Below are 18,275 nucleotides of genomic sequence, written 5' to 3' on the forward strand. Positions count from 1 at the left end.
ACCTCCGACCGCCTGGTTCGTAGCCAGGTACTCTATCCAGCTGAGCTACAGCCGCGCATCTTTCGCATTGGTTGAATGCTAATTCAACCCGTTCTCGTTTCCCAAAAGGAAATGGCGGAGAGGGAGGGATTCGAACCCTCGGTACGATTGCTCGTACGGTTCCTTAGCAGGGAACTGGTTTCAGCCACTCACCCACCTCTCCTTGAGAACGGGGCGTATACTACCATAATTTTTCTGTTTTCATAGGGTTGACACGAGTTTTTTCTACTCGATTTTCCCCACCATCAAAAAAGCCGCTCAGGTTTCCCGCGAGCGGCTTTTTATCGATCAACGATTGCCCGGTTCCGGCTCGTCTGAGCCTTTTTCGGACTGAATCCGCTGATAGATTTCTTCACGGTGAACCGCGACGTCTTTGGGCGCGTTAACACCGATACGTACCTGGTTCCCCTTCACTCCCAGAACGGTAACGGTAATCTCGTCACCGATCATCAGAGTTTCGCCAACACGGCGGGTCAAAATCAACATATCCCTTTCTCCCTATTCCAAACCAACCTGTTCCGACAACAGAATGTTGTACTTATAGCTTTTATAAAGAGATCACCGATCATACTAAAGACGCAATAATACTTATACCCCTTCGCATCTCGATAGCTATTATCAATGACTCAAAAAGGCGCGCTTGTGAGCATCCTGCTGTTAAGCGCCCTCGTCCACCCCGGCCTGATCCAGCTCGAATGCACTGTGCAGTGCACGAACCGCCAGCTCGAGATACTTCTCATCGATCACCACCGAAATCTTGATTTCCGAGGTGGAGATCATCTGAATATTAATACCTTCTTTGGACAGCGCCTCAAACATTTTGGTTGCCACGCCAGCATGCGAACGCATGCCTACGCCCACAATGCTCACTTTCGCAATCTTGCTGTCGCCACCCACTTCGCCAGCGCCAATTTCGCTGGAGATACCACGCAGAACTTCCTGGGCCCGTTTGAAGTCGTTACGGTGAACAGTGAAGGTGAACGCGGTTTTATTATCTTCGCCCACGTTCTGCACAATCATGTCCACTTCAATATTGGCATCGCTGACCGGCTTCAGAATCCGCAGGGCGCTGCCCGGGGTATCGGGTACACCGGAAATGGTCAGTTTGGCTTCATCACGATTGAAAGCAATGCCGGAAACAACCGGTTGTTCCATGGCGTTCTCATCCTCAAAAGTAATCAGGGTGCCCTCACCTTCCTGGAAGCTAGAAAGCACTCTTAATGGAACATTGTATTTACCTGCAAATTCGACGGCGCGAATCTGGAGCACTTTCGAGCCCAGGCTGGCCATCTCGAGCATTTCTTCAAATGTAATACGATCGAGCCGGCGAGCGCTGTCCACCACCCGCGGGTCGGTTGTATAAACACCATCCACATCCGTGTAGATCTGACACTCGTCAGCCTTCAGGGCAGCCGCCAGTGCCACCGCGGTAGTGTCTGAACCACCGCGACCGAGCGTAGTGATGTTGCCGTGCTCATCAATACCCTGGAAGCCCGCAACAACCACTACCCGGCCGGCTTCCAGATCTTCACGCATGCGCTGCTCATCAATCTGCTTGATCCGCGCCTTGGTGTGACTGCTATCCGTCAGGATCCGCACCTGTGAGCCGGTGTAAGACCGGGCATCACAGCCACGCTTCTGCAGCGCCATAGACAACAACGCGATGGTCACCTGCTCACCGGTAGACACCAGTACGTCCATTTCCCGGGGTACCGGATCTTCCATAATGTCGTTGGCCAGGGCGATCAGCCTGTTGGTTTCTCCGCTCATGGCCGAAACCACAACCACCACATCGTGCCCGTCTTTACGGAACTGACACACCTTGTCAGCCACCGCCTCAATCCGCTCGGTTGTACCAACGGACGTACCACCAAATTTCTGAACCAACAGAGCCATGTTTTGCCAAACTCCGAACCGGGGACTCAAAGCGGAACACCGATTGCCCGCCCATCAAATAAAGCGGGCGGAATTATAAACCTCCGCCCGCGTCCAAAAACAGTTGCTTAACCGATATTTTGTTCAACCCAGGCCGGAACACCTGCCAGGGCATCCGCCAGCTTGGACGGGTCGTTACCGCCACCCTGTGCCATATCCGGGCGGCCACCACCTTTACCGTCCACTTGCGCCGCCAGATGCTTCATCAGATCACCCGCTTTAATACGACCAGTGGCAGACTTGGTAACCCCGGCAACCAGGGTAACCTTGCCGTCGTCAACAGTGGCCAGAACCACCACACCTTCGCCCAGCTTATTCTTCAACTGGTCGGCGGTTTCCATCAGCGCCTTGCGATCAGCACCTTCCAGCTCTGCCGCGACGACTTTTAGTCCCGCCACCTCTACAGCATTTCCAGCAAGATCACTGCCTGCGGAACTGGCGAGCTTGGCTTTCAGAGTATCAACTTCTTTTTCAAGCTGGCGGTTGCGGTCGAGGACCTGCTGAACCTTGTCCACGACGGTCTCACGGGTGCCTTTAACCAGGCGGGCCGTTTCGCGCAGGGTTCGTTCAGTGGCGTCCAGCCATTCCAACGCGCCAAACCCGGTCACCGCCTCAATGCGGCGAACACCGGAGGAGATACCGCTCTCCGAGGTAATCCTGAACAGACCAATATCACCGGTGCGAGACACGTGAGTGCCACCACAAAGCTCAACGGAGTAGCTGTCGATCCCCATGCTCAACACGCGCACCACATCGCCATACTTCTCACCGAACAGAGCCATGGCACCTTTCTCTTTGGCGGACTCCATGTCGGTCACGTCAACCTGAACCGGCGTATTCTCCAGAACCTGTTCGTTTACCTGACGCTCAATCTCTTTCAACTGTTCCGGTGTAACGGCTTCAAAATGGGAAAAATCGAAACGCAATTTGTCCGGGTCAACCAGTGAGCCCTTCTGGGTGACATGCTCCCCCAGAACCTTGCGCAGCGCTGCGTGCAGGAGGTGCGTGGCGGAATGGTTGCGTTTGGTGCGCTCACGGCGGGCGTGATCAATGCGGGCGTCTACCTCCAGGCCCGGGAACAACTCGCCCTCTACCAGTGTGCCCACGTGCAGGTGGTTGTCGCCTTCCTTGCGGGTATCGGTTACCTGGAAGCGACCACCGCTCCAGGTCAGCAGGCCGGTGTCACCCACCTGGCCGCCGGATTCCGCATAGAACGGCGTGCGCTCCAGCACCACCACACACTCGTCTCCAGCCTCGGCGGTTTTCTCTTCACCGTTGACCAGAACCGTACGGATTCGCTCATGGCCGTCAATATGGTCGTAGCCGGTGAACTCGGTCTTGCCGTCAATGGTGATCCCGGCGGCGTTATAATCGATGCCGAACTTGCTAGCCGCACGGGCACGGTCACGCTGTGCATCCATGGCCTTTTCGTAGCCTTCGTAGTCCAGGGTCAAGCCACGCTCACGGGCGATGTCGTTGGTCAGGTCTACCGGGAAACCGTAGGTGTCGTACAACGTAAACACGGTTTCACCAGGAATTTCCGTACCCTTCAGTTCGGCAATGTCCTGCTCAAGCAATCGCAGGCCTTTATCCAGAGTATTGGCAAACTGCTCCTCCTCCTGCAGCAGCACCTTCTCGATCTGCTTGCGGCTGCTGACCAGTTGCGGGTAGGCCTCGCCCATCAATTCCACCAGGGCGCCAGTTAGTTTGTAGAAGAACGGCTGGGTTGCGCCCAGCTTGTTACCGTGGCGGGCTGCACGGCGAATGATCCGGCGCAGCACAAAACCACGACCTTCGTTTGACGGCATCACACCATCGGCAATCAGGAAGGCACAGGAGCGAATATGGTCCGCCACCACTCGCAGAGACGCTTCGGTGGTCGCCGCACCGCCCAGAATCTCGGAAGCCGCCTTGAGCAAATCCTGGAACAGGTCAATCTCATAGTTGCTGTGAACGCCCTGCAGCACAGCCGCAATCCGCTCCAGCCCCATGCCTGTGTCTACCGAAGGCTTGGGCAGGTTCAACATCTCGCCATCGGCGGTGCGGTTGTATTGCATGAACACCACGTTCCAGATCTCGATGTAGCGGTCGCCGTCTTCTTCGGGGCTTCCGGGAGGTCCGCCCGCCACATCCGGGCCGTGGTCGTAGAAAATTTCGGTGCAAGGACCACAAGGGCCAGTATCGCCCATCTGCCAGAAGTTGTCGGAAGCGTAGCGGCCGCCTTTGTTGTCACCAATGCGAATAATCCGCTCAGCCGGAACACCTACTTCTTTGTTCCAGATATCAAAGGCTTCGTCGTCTTCGGCGTACACAGTTACCCAGAGCTTTTCCTGGGGCAGGTTCAGGTGCTGCTCACCGGTCAGGAAGGTCCAGGCAAAATTGATGGCTTCACGCTTGAAGTAATCGCCAAAGCTGAAGTTACCCAGCATTTCGAAGAACGTGTGGTGGCGGGCGGTGTAGCCAACGTTTTCCAGGTCGTTGTGTTTACCACCGGCGCGCACACACTTCTGGGATGAGGTCGCCCGGGTGTAGTCGCGTTCTTCCCGGCCAAGGAAGGCATCCTTGAACTGGTTCATGCCAGCGTTGGTAAACAGCAGTGTAGGATCGTCTGCCGGCACCAGTGAACTGCTCGGCACAATGGTGTGACCCTGCTGCTTGAAATATTCCAGAAACGCCTGTCGCAACTCTGCGGTTTTCATAGACCTTTGATACCTTTCGACCTTTAACACCTTGCCTGAAACCCGCCGGAATAGCCGGCAAGTCCGCGATTGAAATACGAATACTTACATGCGTGTGCAAATACGCTACTCTAGCACACGCCGAGAACAGGAAAAACGTGAAACCTCACAGGAGACTCCATGCCCCGACGCTTTCATAACGCCGAGGAACTTTTACCGCCAGCCACCGCACTGAAGCGAGCCCTGGCCATTATCTACGATGGATTGATCAGTATCGCCGTGCTGCTGGTAGCCACCTGGGCTTACACCATGATTGCAGGCTGGATAACCGGCTGGGAACAGTACGAACAGATGGCCGAGGCAGGCGAACTCGAGGGCGGCCCGGGCCTCACCTTCACCCTGTTCCTGGTGCTCTACCTGTTCTTCGCCTATTTCTGGACCCGTATCGGCCAAACCCTGGGCATGCAGGTGTGGCGCATTCGAATCGAGAACCTGGATGGCACGTCCGTCAGTTGGACCCAGGCCTTGCTCCGTTACGGCAGCGCTGCGGCAGTCATCGTATTGACCATGATCGCCGCCTACTACGTAGGCTCCCTTACGCTCCTGCTCACCGTGCCCGCTGTGATCGCCCTGTTCTACCCGATCAACGGTTTGTCGCTGACCGATCGCGCATCCAACAGCGTGGTTGTGGCCGTGCCCGCACCAGACAAATCAAAAACCGCCAAAAATAAAAAGTAATGCGCCCGGGCCGGCCATCTCAGCCGGCCCGCCGCATCAACACGGCCCCCACCAAAGCGTTCACCAGAATCGGCACCAGCACCGCCAAGAGCGGATTAAACCCGTATACCATGCTCATGGGCCCCAACAAATCCTGCATGTACTTGAACAACAGGCCCACCAGCAGGCCGGTGAACACGCGGAACCCCATGGTCACAGAGCGCAACGGGCCGAAGATGAAGGAAATGGCCACCAACACCATCACCGCCGTACCCAGCGGCATCAACGCCTTTTTCCAGAACGCAAGCCAATAGCGGGCAGCTGTCAACCCCTGCTCTCCCACATAGGTGGCATAAGTGTACAGGCCGGCCATGGAAAGGTTTTCTGGTTTGACGATCAACACACTCAGCACTTCCGGAGACAGCCCGGTCTCCCAGCGCAAAACGGCATGCTCATTGCGAAGGGTGCGTTCTTCCTCAATGCGCGTGGACACCACCTTCTCCAGCAACCAGTGATCGCCCTGGAAAATCGCCCTTTCAGCAAAGCTGGACACCTCCAGCTGCCGGTCGTCTCCAAAACGGAACAAAGATACGCCGTGCAATACGCCGTTTGGTTGAACGGCATTCAGGTGCATGAACGTGTTCCCCTCCCGGTGCCAGACACCATGGGCCGACGCGACATTCGTGCTCGCCCCCAGAGCCACCGCTTTGTCGCTCTGCGCCATGCGCTCCGTGGTCGGCGCAACGTATTCACCGATGGCCAGCCCCAGCACCACAACAACCAGGGCCGGCTTCATCGCCGACCAGACAATCCGGCGAATGGAAACACCGGCAGCCCGGATAACCGTCAGCTCCGAAGAACTGGCCATGGCACCCAACCCAACCAGGCACCCCATGAAAGCACCCAGCGGCAGGTAATCGTAAATTCGCCTTGGCAAGGTCAGAAATACATACCAGAGCGCCTGCAGGGTCTGGTAATCGTTGCGGGTGTCGTCCAATTCCGCAATAAAGGCGAAGATCACGTCCAGTGACAACACCACCATCATTACCAGGAACATCGCACCGCCCACGGTGCGCATGACGTAGCCATCAATTCTACGCATGGGCACGGGCCTCCTTTTCCAGGCGCCGCTTATAAAGCCAGGCTGGGCCAAACTGCAACCAAAGCCCGAGCGCCAGGAAAATCACATGCACCCATAACATGCCTATCCACTCCGGCACCTTGCCATCCGCCAGGGCGTCCCGCGCAACGATCAACAACCCGAGGTAGGTGATATAAACCAGCATCGCCGGTAGTAGATGGAAGAAACGGCCCTGGCGGGGGTTAACCCGACTCAACCGAACCGCCAGCAGGGTCACGATGGGTACAATCAATGGCAGTGAAAAACGCCAATGCAACAGCGCTCGGTCTTCCGGATCGTCCGATTGCCAAAGCGCCTTCGTGCTGATGCCTTCCTCCAGTTCCCGGCTACCTGCCTCACCGCCCATCACCTTCAGGCCATAAGCCTCAAACCGGGTAACGTTGTAATCCAGGTTGCCTGGCCGCCCCTGAAAACGCCCGCCATTCTCCAGAATCAGAAACCGACTGCCGGTTTCCTGATCAATCAGCTGAGAGCCAGACTCGGCAGTAATCAAGGTCACCCCTTGGCCATTTCGGTCGTACTCAGCAATAAACACTCCCTGGAGCTGTCGCTTGTCATCGCTCAAAGCCTCGGTATAGGTAACCCGGCTACCGGATGTAAAATCCTGGAAACGCCCCGGCGCCAGCATCTCGAACTCTGTTGCGGTGCGCGCTTCGTTGAAGATAGCCTCCACCTGCTTCATACCCCACGGCGACACATACAGGCTCATGCTGGCCACAACCAGCATCACCGGTACACAGCCAATCAGGGTCTTCGCCAGCAACTGCCTGTCGCTGACACCGCAGGCAAACAACACCGTCATTTCACTTTCAAGGTACATCCGCCCGTAAGCCAGCAGAATGCCGATAAACAACCCCAGAGGCAGAATCAGCTCCAGGAATCCCGGAAAGCGGTAGGCCATGATGGAAAACAGAACGCCGGCGGGAATCTCGCCTTCTGCGGCATTGCCCAGGTACTTGATAAAGCGCCCACTCATAAACACCAGCAACAGGATGCCGGAAACGGCAACCATGCTGACCATGATCTGGCGAATGAGGTAACGGAAAACGATGTTCAAATCAGTCTCTCTGGCAGCGCCGAAGCGTGAGATGGTCGATAACGCAAACTGCGGGTATTCTATGTAACCTTGGCGATGAATGACAGTATAAGCCTGATACGATAAAGCCATCGTAACGATACAAGCCTGCCGCTTGATTAATAGAGCTTTTGCCCCAATCCTATTGGCATCGGATGAACAACGCCTACCACATTCAACAAAGCACAACCTGACAACGGGAGTTGCCATGAATTTCAGCCTGAGCAGCAAAGCCATCACCGCCACCAAAACCGATTGCCTGGTTATCGCGGTGCCTGAGAAGGGCGAGTGGCCGGAAACCACAAAAGCAGCAGACGAAGCACTGGGAGGGCTGATCAAGCAACTTGAAAAAGCAGGCGACCTGACTGGCAAGAACGCGTCTGTAAACACCCTGCCCCTGGTCGACCAACCATGGCAGCGTGTGGTTGTAGTCGGCACCGGCAAAGACAGCGACCGCACGCCAGCCAACTTTCGCAAGGCACTGATCGCCATGGTGGGCGCCCTGAAAGACGGCCCATCCAAGAGCGCACTGATCTCCCTGGCCGACACCAGCCTGCAGGGCGAGGACACCGTCAGCTCCGAAGAAGCCCGCCTGAACCTGATCGGGCGTATTCTGGAAGACCAGCTCTACACCTTCACCGAGTTCAAGAGCGAAAAACCGGCTGCCCGCAAACTCAAGAAAGTGGTGGTGCAGGCTTCCGGTTCCGCCAAAGCCTTGAAAGACGCCTTCCAGCAGGGTCTGTCCACCGGGCGCGGCATGAATTACACCAAAGATCTGGGCAATACCCCACCCAACATCTGCCACCCGGTCTGGCTGGCCGAACAGGCCAAAGCCATGGCTAGGGAATACGACTGCATCAAGACTGAAGTGCTTGATGAAAAGCAGATGGAAAAGCTGGGCATGAACACCATCCTGGCCGTGGGCAAAGGCTCCAAACAGCCCCCGCGCCTGATCGTGATGGAATACCGTGGCGGCAAAGCCAAAGACAAACCCTACGTATTGGTGGGTAAAGGCATCACCTTCGACACCGGTGGCATCAGCCTCAAGCCCGGCGAAGGCATGGATGAAATGAAATACGACATGGGCGGTTCCGCCAGCGTATTCGGCACCATGAAAGTGCTGGCCGAAACCAAGCCCAAGATCAACGTGGTTGCTGTAATCGCCGCTGCCGAAAACATGCCGGACGGTGGCGCCTCCCGCCCCGGCGACATTGTCACCACCCTGAGCGGCATGACCGTTGAAATCCTCAACACCGACGCCGAAGGCCGCCTGGTGCTGTGCGACGCCCTCACCTATGTGAAGAAGTTTGACCCGGCTGCTGTTGTCGACATGGCCACCCTCACCGGTGCCTGCATCATTGCCCTCGGTAACCAGGCCACCGGGCTGCTGTCCAACAACGACGAACTCGCCAACGAACTGCTCGCCGCCGGCGAACGCACCGGCGACCGAGCCTGGCGCCTGCCGCTGTGGGACGAATACCAGAGCCAGCTCGACAGCAACTTCGCCGACATGGCCAACATCGGCGGTCGCCCGGCCGGCACCATCACTGCTGCCTGCTTCCTGAGCCGCTTCGCCAAAGACTACCGCTGGGCCCACCTGGACATCGCCGGCACCGCCTGGAACTCCGGCAAAGCCAAAGGCGCCACCGGCCGCCCGGTCCCCCTGCTGGTCGACTACCTGATGTCCCATGCAGGATAACCAGCCAACCCCACCGGAACCCGGCAGCGAAGCTGCCGGCCCCTCCGGCCGGGACGACCAGAACCAGCGCTACTGGTTCCACATCCTCGCCCAGAACACCCCCGCCGCCCGCAACCTCCACGCCGCCAAACTCGTGGACAAAGCCTGGCAGCAGGGCGACCGCGTATGCATCCTCTGCGACACCGAACACCAGGCCAAAGAACTCGACGACCTGCTGTGGAACATTGCCCCCGATGCCTTCATTCCCCACGGCATCGCCAAAGACCCTACGACACCCTGCACCGATCCGGTCGGCATCCTGCTTTACCCGCCGGCCTCCACGGACTGGGATACCGTTATCGTGCTGTCCTCGACACTGCCGGAAGATGCTGACCAGTACAGGCGGCTGGCCTTGGTTGCCCACAATGATCCGGCGGTGCTAAACCAGACTCGGGGGCATTACAAGCAGCTGCGGACGATGGGGATTGAGGCGCTGGTGCATGATATGCGGCGGCGGTGATTGTTTTTTGCCACTAAATCCGCGAAAGGACACGAAAGGAAAAAGATTTTTGCCACGGACGCTCACGGACCGACACGGACAAAAAACGAAAAGTTAAACTCACCAGCGAACAGCACAAAGTCAAATCTGTGGGGTTGGGGGTAGGCTTTCCAAAAATCTCGTAGGCCATGGATGGCCGGAGCGAAGCGCACATGGGTGAGGCAAGCGTTTATGAAGCGAAGCTTCATGCGCAGCCGAACGACAGCAATCTGTGATTGCTGGCCGGACCCGCTTGCGGGTGCTCGTAGCGTTTTTTGGAAAGCCTACCCCCAACCCCACAAAGCACCAACCTAGCAGGCTACCGAAACCGAAGCCTCGACGAGCCTCGAAGGTTCGCCGCAACCAAAGCGACCATGTATAATCGGCCCACTCAGAATTTCCCTATGTGAATCAACCAAAACGGTCACTGCATAATCCCATGGAAAAAACCTACCAGCCAGAAAACATCGAGCGCCAGTGGTACGAAAACTGGGAATCCAAAGGCTATTTCCGCCCCAGCGGCGAAGGCGACTCCTACAGCATCGCCATCCCGCCACCCAACGTGACCGGCAGCCTGCACATGGGCCATGCGTTCCAGCACACCATCATGGACACCCTCACCCGCTTCAAACGCATGCAGGGCCGTAACGCACTGTGGTCCGTCGGAACCGACCACGCCGGCATCGCCACCCAGATGGTTGTCGAGCGCAAACTGGCCGCAGAAGAAGATAAAACCCGCCACGACCTCGGCCGGGAAGAATTCATCAAGCGCATCTGGGACTGGAAAGAACACTCCGGCGGCACCATCACCCGGCAGATCCGCCGCCTCGGCAACTCCGTCGACTGGGACAACGAACGCTTCACCATGGACGACGGCTTCTACAAAGCCGTGCAGGAAGTGTTTATCCGCTTGTACGACGAAGGCCTGGTGTACCGCGGCAAACGACTGGTGAACTGGGACCCGAAACTGCACACCGCCATCTCCGACCTTGAAGTAGAGAACAAGGAAGAAAAAGGCTACTTCTGGCACCTGCGCTACCCACTGGCTGACGGCCAGAAAACCCAGGACGGCAAAGACTACGTGATCGTGGCCACCACCCGCCCGGAAACCATGCTGGGCGACACCGCCGTGGCCGTCCACCCGGACGACGAGCGCTACCAGCACCTGATTGGCCAGCACGTGCTGCTGCCGCTGGTTAACCGCCGCATTCCCATCGTGGCCGACCACCACGCCGATCCGGAAAAAGGCTCCGGCTGCGTGAAGATCACCCCGGCCCACGACTTCAATGACTACGCCGTAGGCAAGCGCAACAACCTGCCCATGATCAACGTTCTGACGCAGGACGCCAATATTCGCGAGGTGGCCGAAGTCTTCAATGCCGACGGCACCGAGAATTCCGAAATCAACAGCGCCCTGCCGGCCGCCTACGCCGGCCTGAGCCGGGAAGCGGCCCGTAAGCAGATTGTCGCCGACATGGAACTGGCGGGCCTGGTCGAGAAGATCGAAGACCACGTACTGAGCGTGCCCCGCGGCGATCGCTCCGGCCTGATCATTGAACCGATGCTGACCGACCAGTGGTTTGCCGATGCCAAGACCCTGGCCAAACCGGCTATTGAAGCGGTGGAAGATGGCCGCATCCAGTTCGTGCCCAAACAGTACGAAAACATGTACTTCGCCTGGATGCGCGACATCCAGGACTGGTGTATCTCCCGTCAGCTCTGGTGGGGCCACCGGATTCCGGCCTGGTATGACGCCGACGGCAATATTTACGTAGGCCGGAGCGAGGCTGAGGTGCGCAGCAAGCACCAGCTTTCGGACACACTGGAACTCAAGCAGGACGTCGATGTACTGGACACCTGGTTTAGCTCCGCCCTGTGGACTTTCGGAACCCTGGGCTGGCCGGAAATCACCGAACGCCTGAAAACCTTCCACCCCACCGACGTGCTGGTGACCGGTTTCGACATCATCTTCTTCTGGGTTGCCCGGATGATCATGATGACCATGCACTTCATGAAGAACGAAGACGGCACCCCACAGGTACCCTTTAAAACCGTTTACGTGACCGGCCTGATCCGGGACGAGCACGGCGACAAGATGTCCAAGTCCAAGGGCAACGTGATCGACCCGCTGGACATGATCGACGGCATCAGCCTGCCGGATCTGCTTGAAAAACGTACCGGCAACCTGATGCAGCCCAAGCTGGCCGAGAAAATCGGCAAGCGCACCGAGAAGGAATTTCCGGAAGGTATCGCGGCCCACGGCACCGACGCCCTGCGCTTTACCCTGGCGGCCATGGCCACCACCGGCCGTGACATCAACTGGGACATGAAGCGCCTCGAAGGCTATCGCAACTTCTGCAACAAACTGTGGAACGCCGCCCGCTACGTGCTGATGAACACGGAAGGCGAAGACTGCGGCGTGAACGATGAGCCGGTGGAACTGTCCCTGGCAGACCGCTGGATCATCAGCGAACTGCAACACTGCGAGCAGGAGGTGATCCGCCACCTGGATCAATACCGCTTTGACCTGGCCGCCTACGCCCTGTATGAGTTCATCTGGAACGAATACTGCGACTGGTACCTGGAACTGTCCAAGCCAGCCTTGAGCGACGACAATGCCAGCGCCGAAGCTAAACGCGGCACCCGTCGTACCCTGGTACGCGTACTGGAAGCCGTACTCCGCCTGGCGCATCCGATCATGCCGTTCATCACCGAAGAAATCTGGCAGCGCATTGCGCCGCTGGCCGGCAAACAGGGCGACAGCATCATGCTGCAGCCCTACCCGCAGCCGGATGCCAGCAAGCAGGATGCCGCCGTAGCCGAAGATATCGAATGGCTGAAAGGCGTGATCGTAGCCGTGCGTAACATCCGGGGCGAGATGAACATCTCCCCGGGCAAACAGGTACCGGTACTGCTCAAAGGCGGCAATGCCGACGACCAGCGCCGCCTGAACGACAACCGCCAGTTCCTGATGTCCCTGGCCAAGCTGGAGAAACTGGAGTGGTTCGAGGGCGACAAGGCCCCCATGAGCGCCACCCAGCTGGTGGGCGAAATGGAAGTGCTGGTGCCCATGGCCGGACTGATCGACAAAAATGCCGAGCTTAAGCGCCTGGACAAGGAACTGGACCGCCTGAACAAGGAAATTGGCCGCCTGGAAGGCAAGCTCAACAACGAGAAGTTCACTGCCAAGGCCCCGGCCGAGGTGGTCGAGAAAGAGCAGGAGAAGCTGAAGGATGCCCAGGGCAGCCTGCAGCGGCTCAGTGCACAGCGGGCTGAAATCGAGGCCATGTAAGGCCATGATTGCCATTCTCGGCGCCGGCTCCCTGGGCCGGCTCTGGGCCGCAACGCTACCTGCCGGGCAGGTAGCGTTTGTGCCCCGCCCTGGCCAGGCGCCCGATCCCGTCTATTACCGCTTTCAGCCCATCGAAGGCGAATCCTTCCGCGTTACCATTCCCTGGTTACAGCCCAGCCAGTCACCGGAGCTGTTACTGGTGACCACCAAAGCCGGCGATACCCTCGAAGCCCTCAAAGCTGCCCTGCCCTCAATTCCCGAGTCGACGCCTATCGTGTTGTTCCAGAACGGCCTGGGCAGCCAACAGCAGGTTGCAGAAACCTGGCCGCAGCGCCCGGTGCTGGCGGCCTCCACCACCGAAGGCGCCAACCGTCCGGAGCCAGCCCTGACCGTGCACGCGGGCCGTGGCGCCACCTGGGTGGGCGCTCTAAACCCTATCGGACATCCCCTGGTGGACCGGGTTGCGCAGCAACTTGCCGAAAGCGGCCTTGAGGTTCACCCTGAATGGGATATCCTTGACCGACTCTGGCAGAAACTGGTAATCAACGCCGGTATCAACGCCTTTACTGCCATTCTGGATTGCCCCAACGGCGAGATACTGAAGCAGCCGTTCTACCAGCAATGGATTGATCCCTTGTGCGAAGAAATCAGCCGCCTGCTGGGCGCCGCAGGGCAACCGAAGCAAGCCCCGGAAGCCCTGCGCGACGGCGTTGAGGCGGTCGCCCGCAGAACCGCCACCAACACCTCCTCCATGCGCGCGGATGTGCTGGCAGGGCGCCCCACGGAAATCGACTTCATCAACGGTTACCTGGCCAGGCTTGGCCAGCAGCACGGCATTGCAACACCGGTGAACCAAATGCTCACCGAACGGGTACAACAACTGAACTGATCACTTATTCAGGGAGCAAACACATGGGCAACCGCCTGTCGAAAATCTACACTCGCACCGGTGACGACGGCTCTACCGGGCTGGCCGATGGCAACCGCATCGCCAAGAATGCCCAGCGCGTGGAAGCCATGGGCATGGCGGATGAACTCAACTGCCACATCGGAGTGTTGATTGAAACGCTACCAGCCGGTGACGGCCTGATCGAGACGTTCCGGCGGATTCAGCACCACCTGTTTGATCTTGGCGGCGAGTTCGCAATTCCTGGCAGCAAAGTCATCAGCGACGACCACATTGATTGGCTGGAACAGACCCTGGATGAGCATAATGCCGACTTGCCGCCATTGAAGAACTTCATTCTGCCCGGAGGTTGCCCTGCCGCCGCACAATGCCATCTGGCCCGGGCCGTTTGCCGTCGCGCAGAGCGCGTGGTGGTAGCACTGGGCCACGAAGATTCCATCAATACTGCGTCCCGCCACTATCTGAACCGGCTGTCTGACCTGCTGTTTGTCATTGCCCGCGTGCTGGCCCGCCGGGATGGCAGCCAGGAAATTCTCTGGGAACAAAAAAAATCCGGCCTCTGAGGGCCGGATTTTTTCGATCGCAGGCAAACGCCCTATACCTTGAACGCCTCTACCAGACGCTGAAGCGACGCCGTCAACTCCGACATCTGACGGGAAGACGCCAGCGTCTCTTCGGCGTTGGAGGCAGTGCTATGCCCCAACTCCCCGATACGCTCCACGTTGGCGTTAACGTTCTTCGCCACCGCAGACTGCTCTTCCGCTGCCTGGGCAATCTGGTGACTCATGTCCACGATTTCAGAGATGCCAGCGGCAATGCGATCCAGCGCTTCGGTCACCTCACCGGATTTCTGAACCGTTTGCTCCGTGGCATCGTGGCTAGAGGTCATGGCAGAGACCGCTTCTTTAACACCACCCTGCAGGCGGGAGATCATGCCTTCAATCTCTTCGGTCGATTTGTGGGTGCGCTGAGACAGTGAGCGCACCTCATCAGCCACCACCGCAAAACCGCGCCCCTGTTCACCGGCCCGGGCCGCTTCAATGGCAGCGTTCAGCGCTAACAGGTTGGTCTGCTCGGCGATGGCCTTGATCTCCACCAACACCTGGCTGATGTTGTCGCTGTCTGAACTGACCCGATTGATTACCTCTACCGCACCGGCGATTTCTGCCGCAAGACGGTTAATGGTTTGCACGGTAGCCGCCACAACCTGTCGGCCCGTCTCGGTATCACGCTCTGCACTACCGGCGCTGTCCGCTACCCGGTGGGCACTTTCAGTCACTTCGTTGACCGCCTCCACCATCTGCCCCATGGCTTCGTTGATCTGGCCGGTCTCTTCCATCTGGCGGGCCACCGCTTCACTGTTGGCTGCTGCAGTCTCGTTAACCCTCACCGCCTGACTATCAACATCATTCGTGGTCCCGCTGACAGAGCGGATCAGTTCGGCAATCCGGTCTGTCATGTTATTGAATTCGGTGGTCAGCTCGCCCAGCTCATCACGATTGTTCAGCTGGATGTGCGCCGTCATGTCACCAGCGGCGACGCTGCGAGCCGCCTCACTGAACCGGTTAATGGCAGTTCTCACTGACATAAAGAAGCCAACGTATAGGTACACCACCAGAAGCATCACGCCGATCAGGGCACCTACAATCATCCGCCGCTGACCGGTCTCCCGCTGCAGGCGCTGTTCAAGGTTGCCGGAAACCACATTGAAAATGCTGTCATTGAGTGAATCGTAGTAGTCCAGCTGGTTGGAGACGGTGGCATCAAATTCCTGCCAGGGCTGTTCCAGGCGCATCGGGGTGATGATGTTCAGGTCCAGCTGCTCGCGCAGCGCCATCAGGCTTTCATCGACCCGCGTCACAGCGCCACCGGCTCTGCCTGACAGCTTGGGCGAGGTTTCAACCGCAACCAACAAGGCAGGCGACAGCAGGGAACTGCGGTTGGTCAGCTGGTCATAGATTTCATTCAGAATTTCACTCAGGTTATAACCCACCTGGCCATCCACCAGGGCAAAGATACCGTAAGATCGGGCCCTTCCAACAACCGTCCTCGCCTCAGGCAGCGCATTGCGCACCAGCCCAAGCAACAACAGATTTTCCCGGGAGGCATCCTGTCCCAGCCCCGAAATTTCAATAGTCGCCGGCAACAGCGCCAGCACCTTCTGGACAAACTCGTGGTAGTACTTGAACTGAGGGTCGATGTTGCCCTGGTAATTGTCATCCTGCTTCAGTTGTTCCCACTCCGCCTGCAGGGCCAGAACATGATCCTTCCAGGAGCCAGAGGAATCGAACGAGCGGTTGTCCCCCACAAGGTCGGAAAACAGGCCATCAATCTGCTCCGCCGCCGCACCCGCCTTGCCCAGGAGTTCGTCTTCATCCTTCAGGACACCCGGTGCCTGATAGTCACGATAAGCCATAGACGCAGACAATAGCTGGTCTACCTTGCGAAGATCGGCAAGACCCTCGATACCGCGGGTCATGGTTTGAACGGATTGATTGAGGCTGGAAATAACCAACCACGACAGGACAATGATCGGGGCCAGGAACAAGATGCTGATTAGGCTGAACTTGTAGACCATGGGCAGCCGATTCATCAGGCTAACAGCTGGATTGATCAAATATTTCACGGTGCCCTCTCGCTGATTCTACTAACTGACTCTTTATTCTTTGCTTGATTATCGCCCAAGGTCGGAAAAACTTAATCACCTTTAAGTGTTATTCTGTAATGTTTTATGACACTCCTCAGACCACCCCGGCAATCACCAGCAACGCGGCAACGCAGATCCACACCAGCATGCTTCGGTTCAACAAGCCCCGTATGGCCGCCAGGCTACGCCCGCCAAAACTTGTCCACTCGTCCGGGTGCAACCGCGCGAACTGGGCGGGATCAAGCGCATAACCGGTTAACGACCCGTTTGCGGAAATCATGAGGACTTCCGAGGTTTTTCTTCCAAAACCGGGCAGGACTTTCTTCGCTTCCCTCGACCAGCCCGCGAGATCACCGGCCAGCCCCAGCGTGCAGGACAGCAGGCGTGCAGGAATCCAGCTGGCCAGATTGGCCAGGGTGCGGAATCGGGCGCGGGCCGCTTGCTGCGGCCATTGCTCAGACAACGCCACCAGGCCACGGGCAACCATGGCTGCACCTATTCCACCCACCACATACCAGAAAGCCACCAGGAAGAACCGCTCGAAAACCCCGATCACCAGAGCCTTGGATAACGACAGATGCATGGCCTCTGGTGACAGCGCAGCGCCCCGCTCTTCCGGTGGCAACCGGTTCTGGATATGTCGCCAGGCAGCCTGCATGTCGCCCCGGCTCCAGGCTTCCGAATAGTCACGTAACTGGTGCCGCCAACCCGGCGCTCCCATCAGCAACACCAGCACGATCAGCTCCAGCGGATAGGCCGCCAGCCTGAACCCATACCATTCTAGCAGACACACAACGCCCACCAACGCCAGGCCGGGCAGCAGGACCCAGATCAGCCCGGAGGTAATGGCATCCTCCTTTCCGGCCTGGATTTTCGCGCCCCGGTGAAACCAGGCACGCCAAAGCACGTCGCCATCAAGCCGGTTCCGGCTATCCAGTTGACGCCGAATAAGGTAGGCCAAAAGAAACACGACAAACACCATTCAGGCGATCTCCTCATGGGCCAACAGCTGGGAAAAATACCGCCAGTCGAACGCTGGACCAGGATCGGTCTTCCGGCCAGGCGCAATATCGCTGTGGCCGGTAATGCGCTCTGCGCTGATTTTGGGCCAGGCCATCATGGTCAACCGCGCCATGTCTGCGAGTATCCGGTACTGTTCGGGCGTATAGGGAATATCGTCTGCCCCCTCCAGTTCGATACCGATAGAGAAATCGTTGCACTCTTCCTGGCCGTCAAAACAGGAGCGGCCGGCATGCCACGCCCGGTCCAAACAACTGACAAACTGCACAACGGAACCATCACGACGTACCAGGGCATGAGCGGAGACCTGCATGGCGGCGATGGTTTCAAAATAGGGGTGGGCGGCTGGATCAAGCCGGTTACAGAAAAAGTCTTCAATCTCCGTTCCCCCGAATTGCCCGGGAGGCAGGCTGATGTTGTGAACCACCAGCAGGGAAATGGCAGAGCCCTCTGGCCTTGCACCAAAATTCGGCGAGGGCACCCATCGGCTGCCAGGGTAACGGCCGGTCAGCCTTAACTGTTCAGCCTGGCTGGAGAGGGGGTCGTTGTTATGTTTGCAGTCTTGATTGAAAGGGTCAGAGATTGGCAAGGCGTATCCACTGTCGCTT

Annotated in this window: 14 protein-coding genes and 1 tRNA gene; 6 read left to right on the top strand and 9 right to left on the bottom strand. The window is 58.0% G+C overall.

Annotation, left to right across the window (positions count from 1 at the left end; genetic code table 11):
• Nucleotides 1-112: 112 nt before the first annotated feature.
• The 4 genes from ACTZWX_RS16070 to alaS form a co-directional block, all read right to left on the bottom strand.
• Nucleotides 113-202, bottom strand: a tRNA-Ser gene (locus ACTZWX_RS16070).
• 125 nt (nt 203-327) lie between these two features.
• Nucleotides 328-525 carry a carbon storage regulator CsrA gene (gene csrA / locus ACTZWX_RS16075; RefSeq protein ID WP_022989559.1) on the bottom strand — a complete coding sequence of 66 codons (198 nt, stop codon included), beginning with the start codon at nt 523-525 and terminating at the stop codon, nt 328-330.
• 171 nt (nt 526-696) lie between these two features.
• Nucleotides 697-1,935, bottom strand: coding sequence for an aspartate kinase (locus ACTZWX_RS16080; protein ID WP_152438384.1), 1,239 nt, complete (start codon nt 1,933-1,935; stop codon nt 697-699).
• Nucleotides 1,936-2,042: 107 nt separating this feature from the next.
• The gene (gene alaS / locus ACTZWX_RS16085) at nt 2,043-4,673 is read right to left on the bottom strand and encodes an alanine--tRNA ligase (RefSeq protein ID WP_444714770.1); all 2,631 of its coding nucleotides are present in this window, start codon (nt 4,671-4,673) and stop codon (nt 2,043-2,045) included.
• 159 nt (nt 4,674-4,832) lie between these two features.
• Here alaS and ACTZWX_RS16090 point away from each other — a divergent pair, with 159 nt between their 5' ends.
• Nucleotides 4,833-5,390 (top strand): RDD family protein, encoded by a 558-nt coding sequence (locus tag ACTZWX_RS16090; RefSeq protein WP_058090304.1) that lies wholly within the window; start codon nt 4,833-4,835, stop codon nt 5,388-5,390.
• 19 nt (nt 5,391-5,409) lie between these two features.
• On the opposite strand, the gene lptG is transcribed toward ACTZWX_RS16090, so the two are convergent.
• Both lptG and lptF read right to left on the bottom strand, forming a co-directional pair.
• Nucleotides 5,410-6,471, bottom strand: a complete 1,062-nt coding sequence (gene lptG, locus ACTZWX_RS16095; RefSeq protein ID WP_444714771.1) for an LPS export ABC transporter permease LptG — start codon at nt 6,469-6,471, stop codon at nt 5,410-5,412.
• Nucleotides 6,464-7,567 carry an LPS export ABC transporter permease LptF gene (gene lptF / locus ACTZWX_RS16100; protein ID WP_061332696.1) on the bottom strand — a complete coding sequence of 368 codons (1,104 nt, stop codon included), beginning with the start codon at nt 7,565-7,567 and terminating at the stop codon, nt 6,464-6,466. Before lptF ends, lptG begins: the two co-directional genes overlap by 8 nt.
• Before the next feature lie 226 nt (nt 7,568-7,793).
• Here lptF and ACTZWX_RS16105 point away from each other — a divergent pair, with 226 nt between their 5' ends.
• The 5 genes from ACTZWX_RS16105 (at nt 7,794) to ACTZWX_RS16125 (ending at nt 14,563) form a co-directional block, all read left to right on the top strand.
• The gene (locus tag ACTZWX_RS16105; protein ID WP_444714772.1) at nt 7,794-9,284 is read left to right on the top strand and encodes a leucyl aminopeptidase; all 1,491 of its coding nucleotides are present in this window, start codon (nt 7,794-7,796) and stop codon (nt 9,282-9,284) included.
• Nucleotides 9,274-9,783: a DNA polymerase III subunit chi gene (locus tag ACTZWX_RS16110; RefSeq protein WP_444714773.1), complete on the top strand. Its 510-nt coding sequence runs from the start codon at nt 9,274-9,276 to the stop codon at nt 9,781-9,783. Before ACTZWX_RS16105 ends, ACTZWX_RS16110 begins: the two co-directional genes overlap by 11 nt.
• 457 nt (nt 9,784-10,240) lie before the next feature.
• The gene (locus ACTZWX_RS16115; RefSeq protein WP_444714774.1) at nt 10,241-13,093 is read left to right on the top strand and encodes a valine--tRNA ligase; all 2,853 of its coding nucleotides are present in this window, start codon (nt 10,241-10,243) and stop codon (nt 13,091-13,093) included.
• 4 nt (nt 13,094-13,097) lie between these two features.
• Complete coding sequence (locus ACTZWX_RS16120) at nt 13,098-13,982, top strand: ketopantoate reductase family protein (protein WP_444714775.1); 885 nt, start codon at nt 13,098-13,100, stop codon at nt 13,980-13,982.
• 23 nt (nt 13,983-14,005) lie between these two features.
• Nucleotides 14,006-14,563, top strand: a complete 558-nt coding sequence (locus ACTZWX_RS16125; RefSeq protein ID WP_061332692.1) for a cob(I)yrinic acid a,c-diamide adenosyltransferase — start codon at nt 14,006-14,008, stop codon at nt 14,561-14,563.
• Between the two features lie 32 nt (nt 14,564-14,595).
• Here the strand turns inward: ACTZWX_RS16125 and ACTZWX_RS16130 are convergent, their stop codons facing one another.
• From ACTZWX_RS16130 to ampD, 3 genes are all read right to left on the bottom strand, one after another.
• Nucleotides 14,596-16,626 carry a methyl-accepting chemotaxis protein gene (locus tag ACTZWX_RS16130; protein ID WP_444714776.1) on the bottom strand — a complete coding sequence of 677 codons (2,031 nt, stop codon included), beginning with the start codon at nt 16,624-16,626 and terminating at the stop codon, nt 14,596-14,598.
• Between the two features lie 115 nt (nt 16,627-16,741).
• Complete coding sequence (gene ampE, locus ACTZWX_RS16135; RefSeq protein ID WP_444714777.1) at nt 16,742-17,629, bottom strand: regulatory signaling modulator protein AmpE; 888 nt, start codon at nt 17,627-17,629, stop codon at nt 16,742-16,744.
• On the bottom strand, nt 17,630-18,178 hold the full coding sequence (gene ampD, locus ACTZWX_RS16140) for a 1,6-anhydro-N-acetylmuramyl-L-alanine amidase AmpD (RefSeq protein ID WP_444714829.1): 549 nt from the start codon (nt 18,176-18,178) through the stop codon (nt 17,630-17,632). It lies immediately after the preceding gene.
• Between the last annotated feature and the right edge of the window lie 97 nt (nt 18,179-18,275).

This window comes from Marinobacter sp. NSM (assembly GCF_052380025.1).
Taxonomy (GTDB): Bacteria; Pseudomonadota; Gammaproteobacteria; order Pseudomonadales; family Oleiphilaceae; genus Marinobacter.

Coding starts and splice junctions, on each gene's coding strand:
- ACTZWX_RS16110 (WP_444714773.1), top strand. CDS start 9,274: ATGCAGGATAACCAGCCAACCCCACCGGAACCCGGCAGCGAAGCTGCC.
- alaS (WP_444714770.1), bottom strand. CDS start 4,673: ATGAAAACCGCAGAGTTGCGACAGGCGTTTCTGGAATATTTCAAGCAG.
- ACTZWX_RS16115 (WP_444714774.1), top strand. CDS start 10,241: ATGGAAAAAACCTACCAGCCAGAAAACATCGAGCGCCAGTGGTACGAA.
- ACTZWX_RS16080 (WP_152438384.1), bottom strand. CDS start 1,935: ATGGCTCTGTTGGTTCAGAAATTTGGTGGTACGTCCGTTGGTACAACC.
- csrA (WP_022989559.1), bottom strand. CDS start 525: ATGTTGATTTTGACCCGCCGTGTTGGCGAAACTCTGATGATCGGTGAC.
- ACTZWX_RS16120 (WP_444714775.1), top strand. CDS start 13,098: ATGATTGCCATTCTCGGCGCCGGCTCCCTGGGCCGGCTCTGGGCCGCA.
- ACTZWX_RS16105 (WP_444714772.1), top strand. CDS start 7,794: ATGAATTTCAGCCTGAGCAGCAAAGCCATCACCGCCACCAAAACCGAT.
- ACTZWX_RS16090 (WP_058090304.1), top strand. CDS start 4,833: ATGCCCCGACGCTTTCATAACGCCGAGGAACTTTTACCGCCAGCCACC.
- lptG (WP_444714771.1), bottom strand. CDS start 6,471: ATGCGTAGAATTGATGGCTACGTCATGCGCACCGTGGGCGGTGCGATG.
- ampE (WP_444714777.1), bottom strand. CDS start 17,629: ATGGTGTTTGTCGTGTTTCTTTTGGCCTACCTTATTCGGCGTCAACTG.
- ACTZWX_RS16125 (WP_061332692.1), top strand. CDS start 14,006: ATGGGCAACCGCCTGTCGAAAATCTACACTCGCACCGGTGACGACGGC.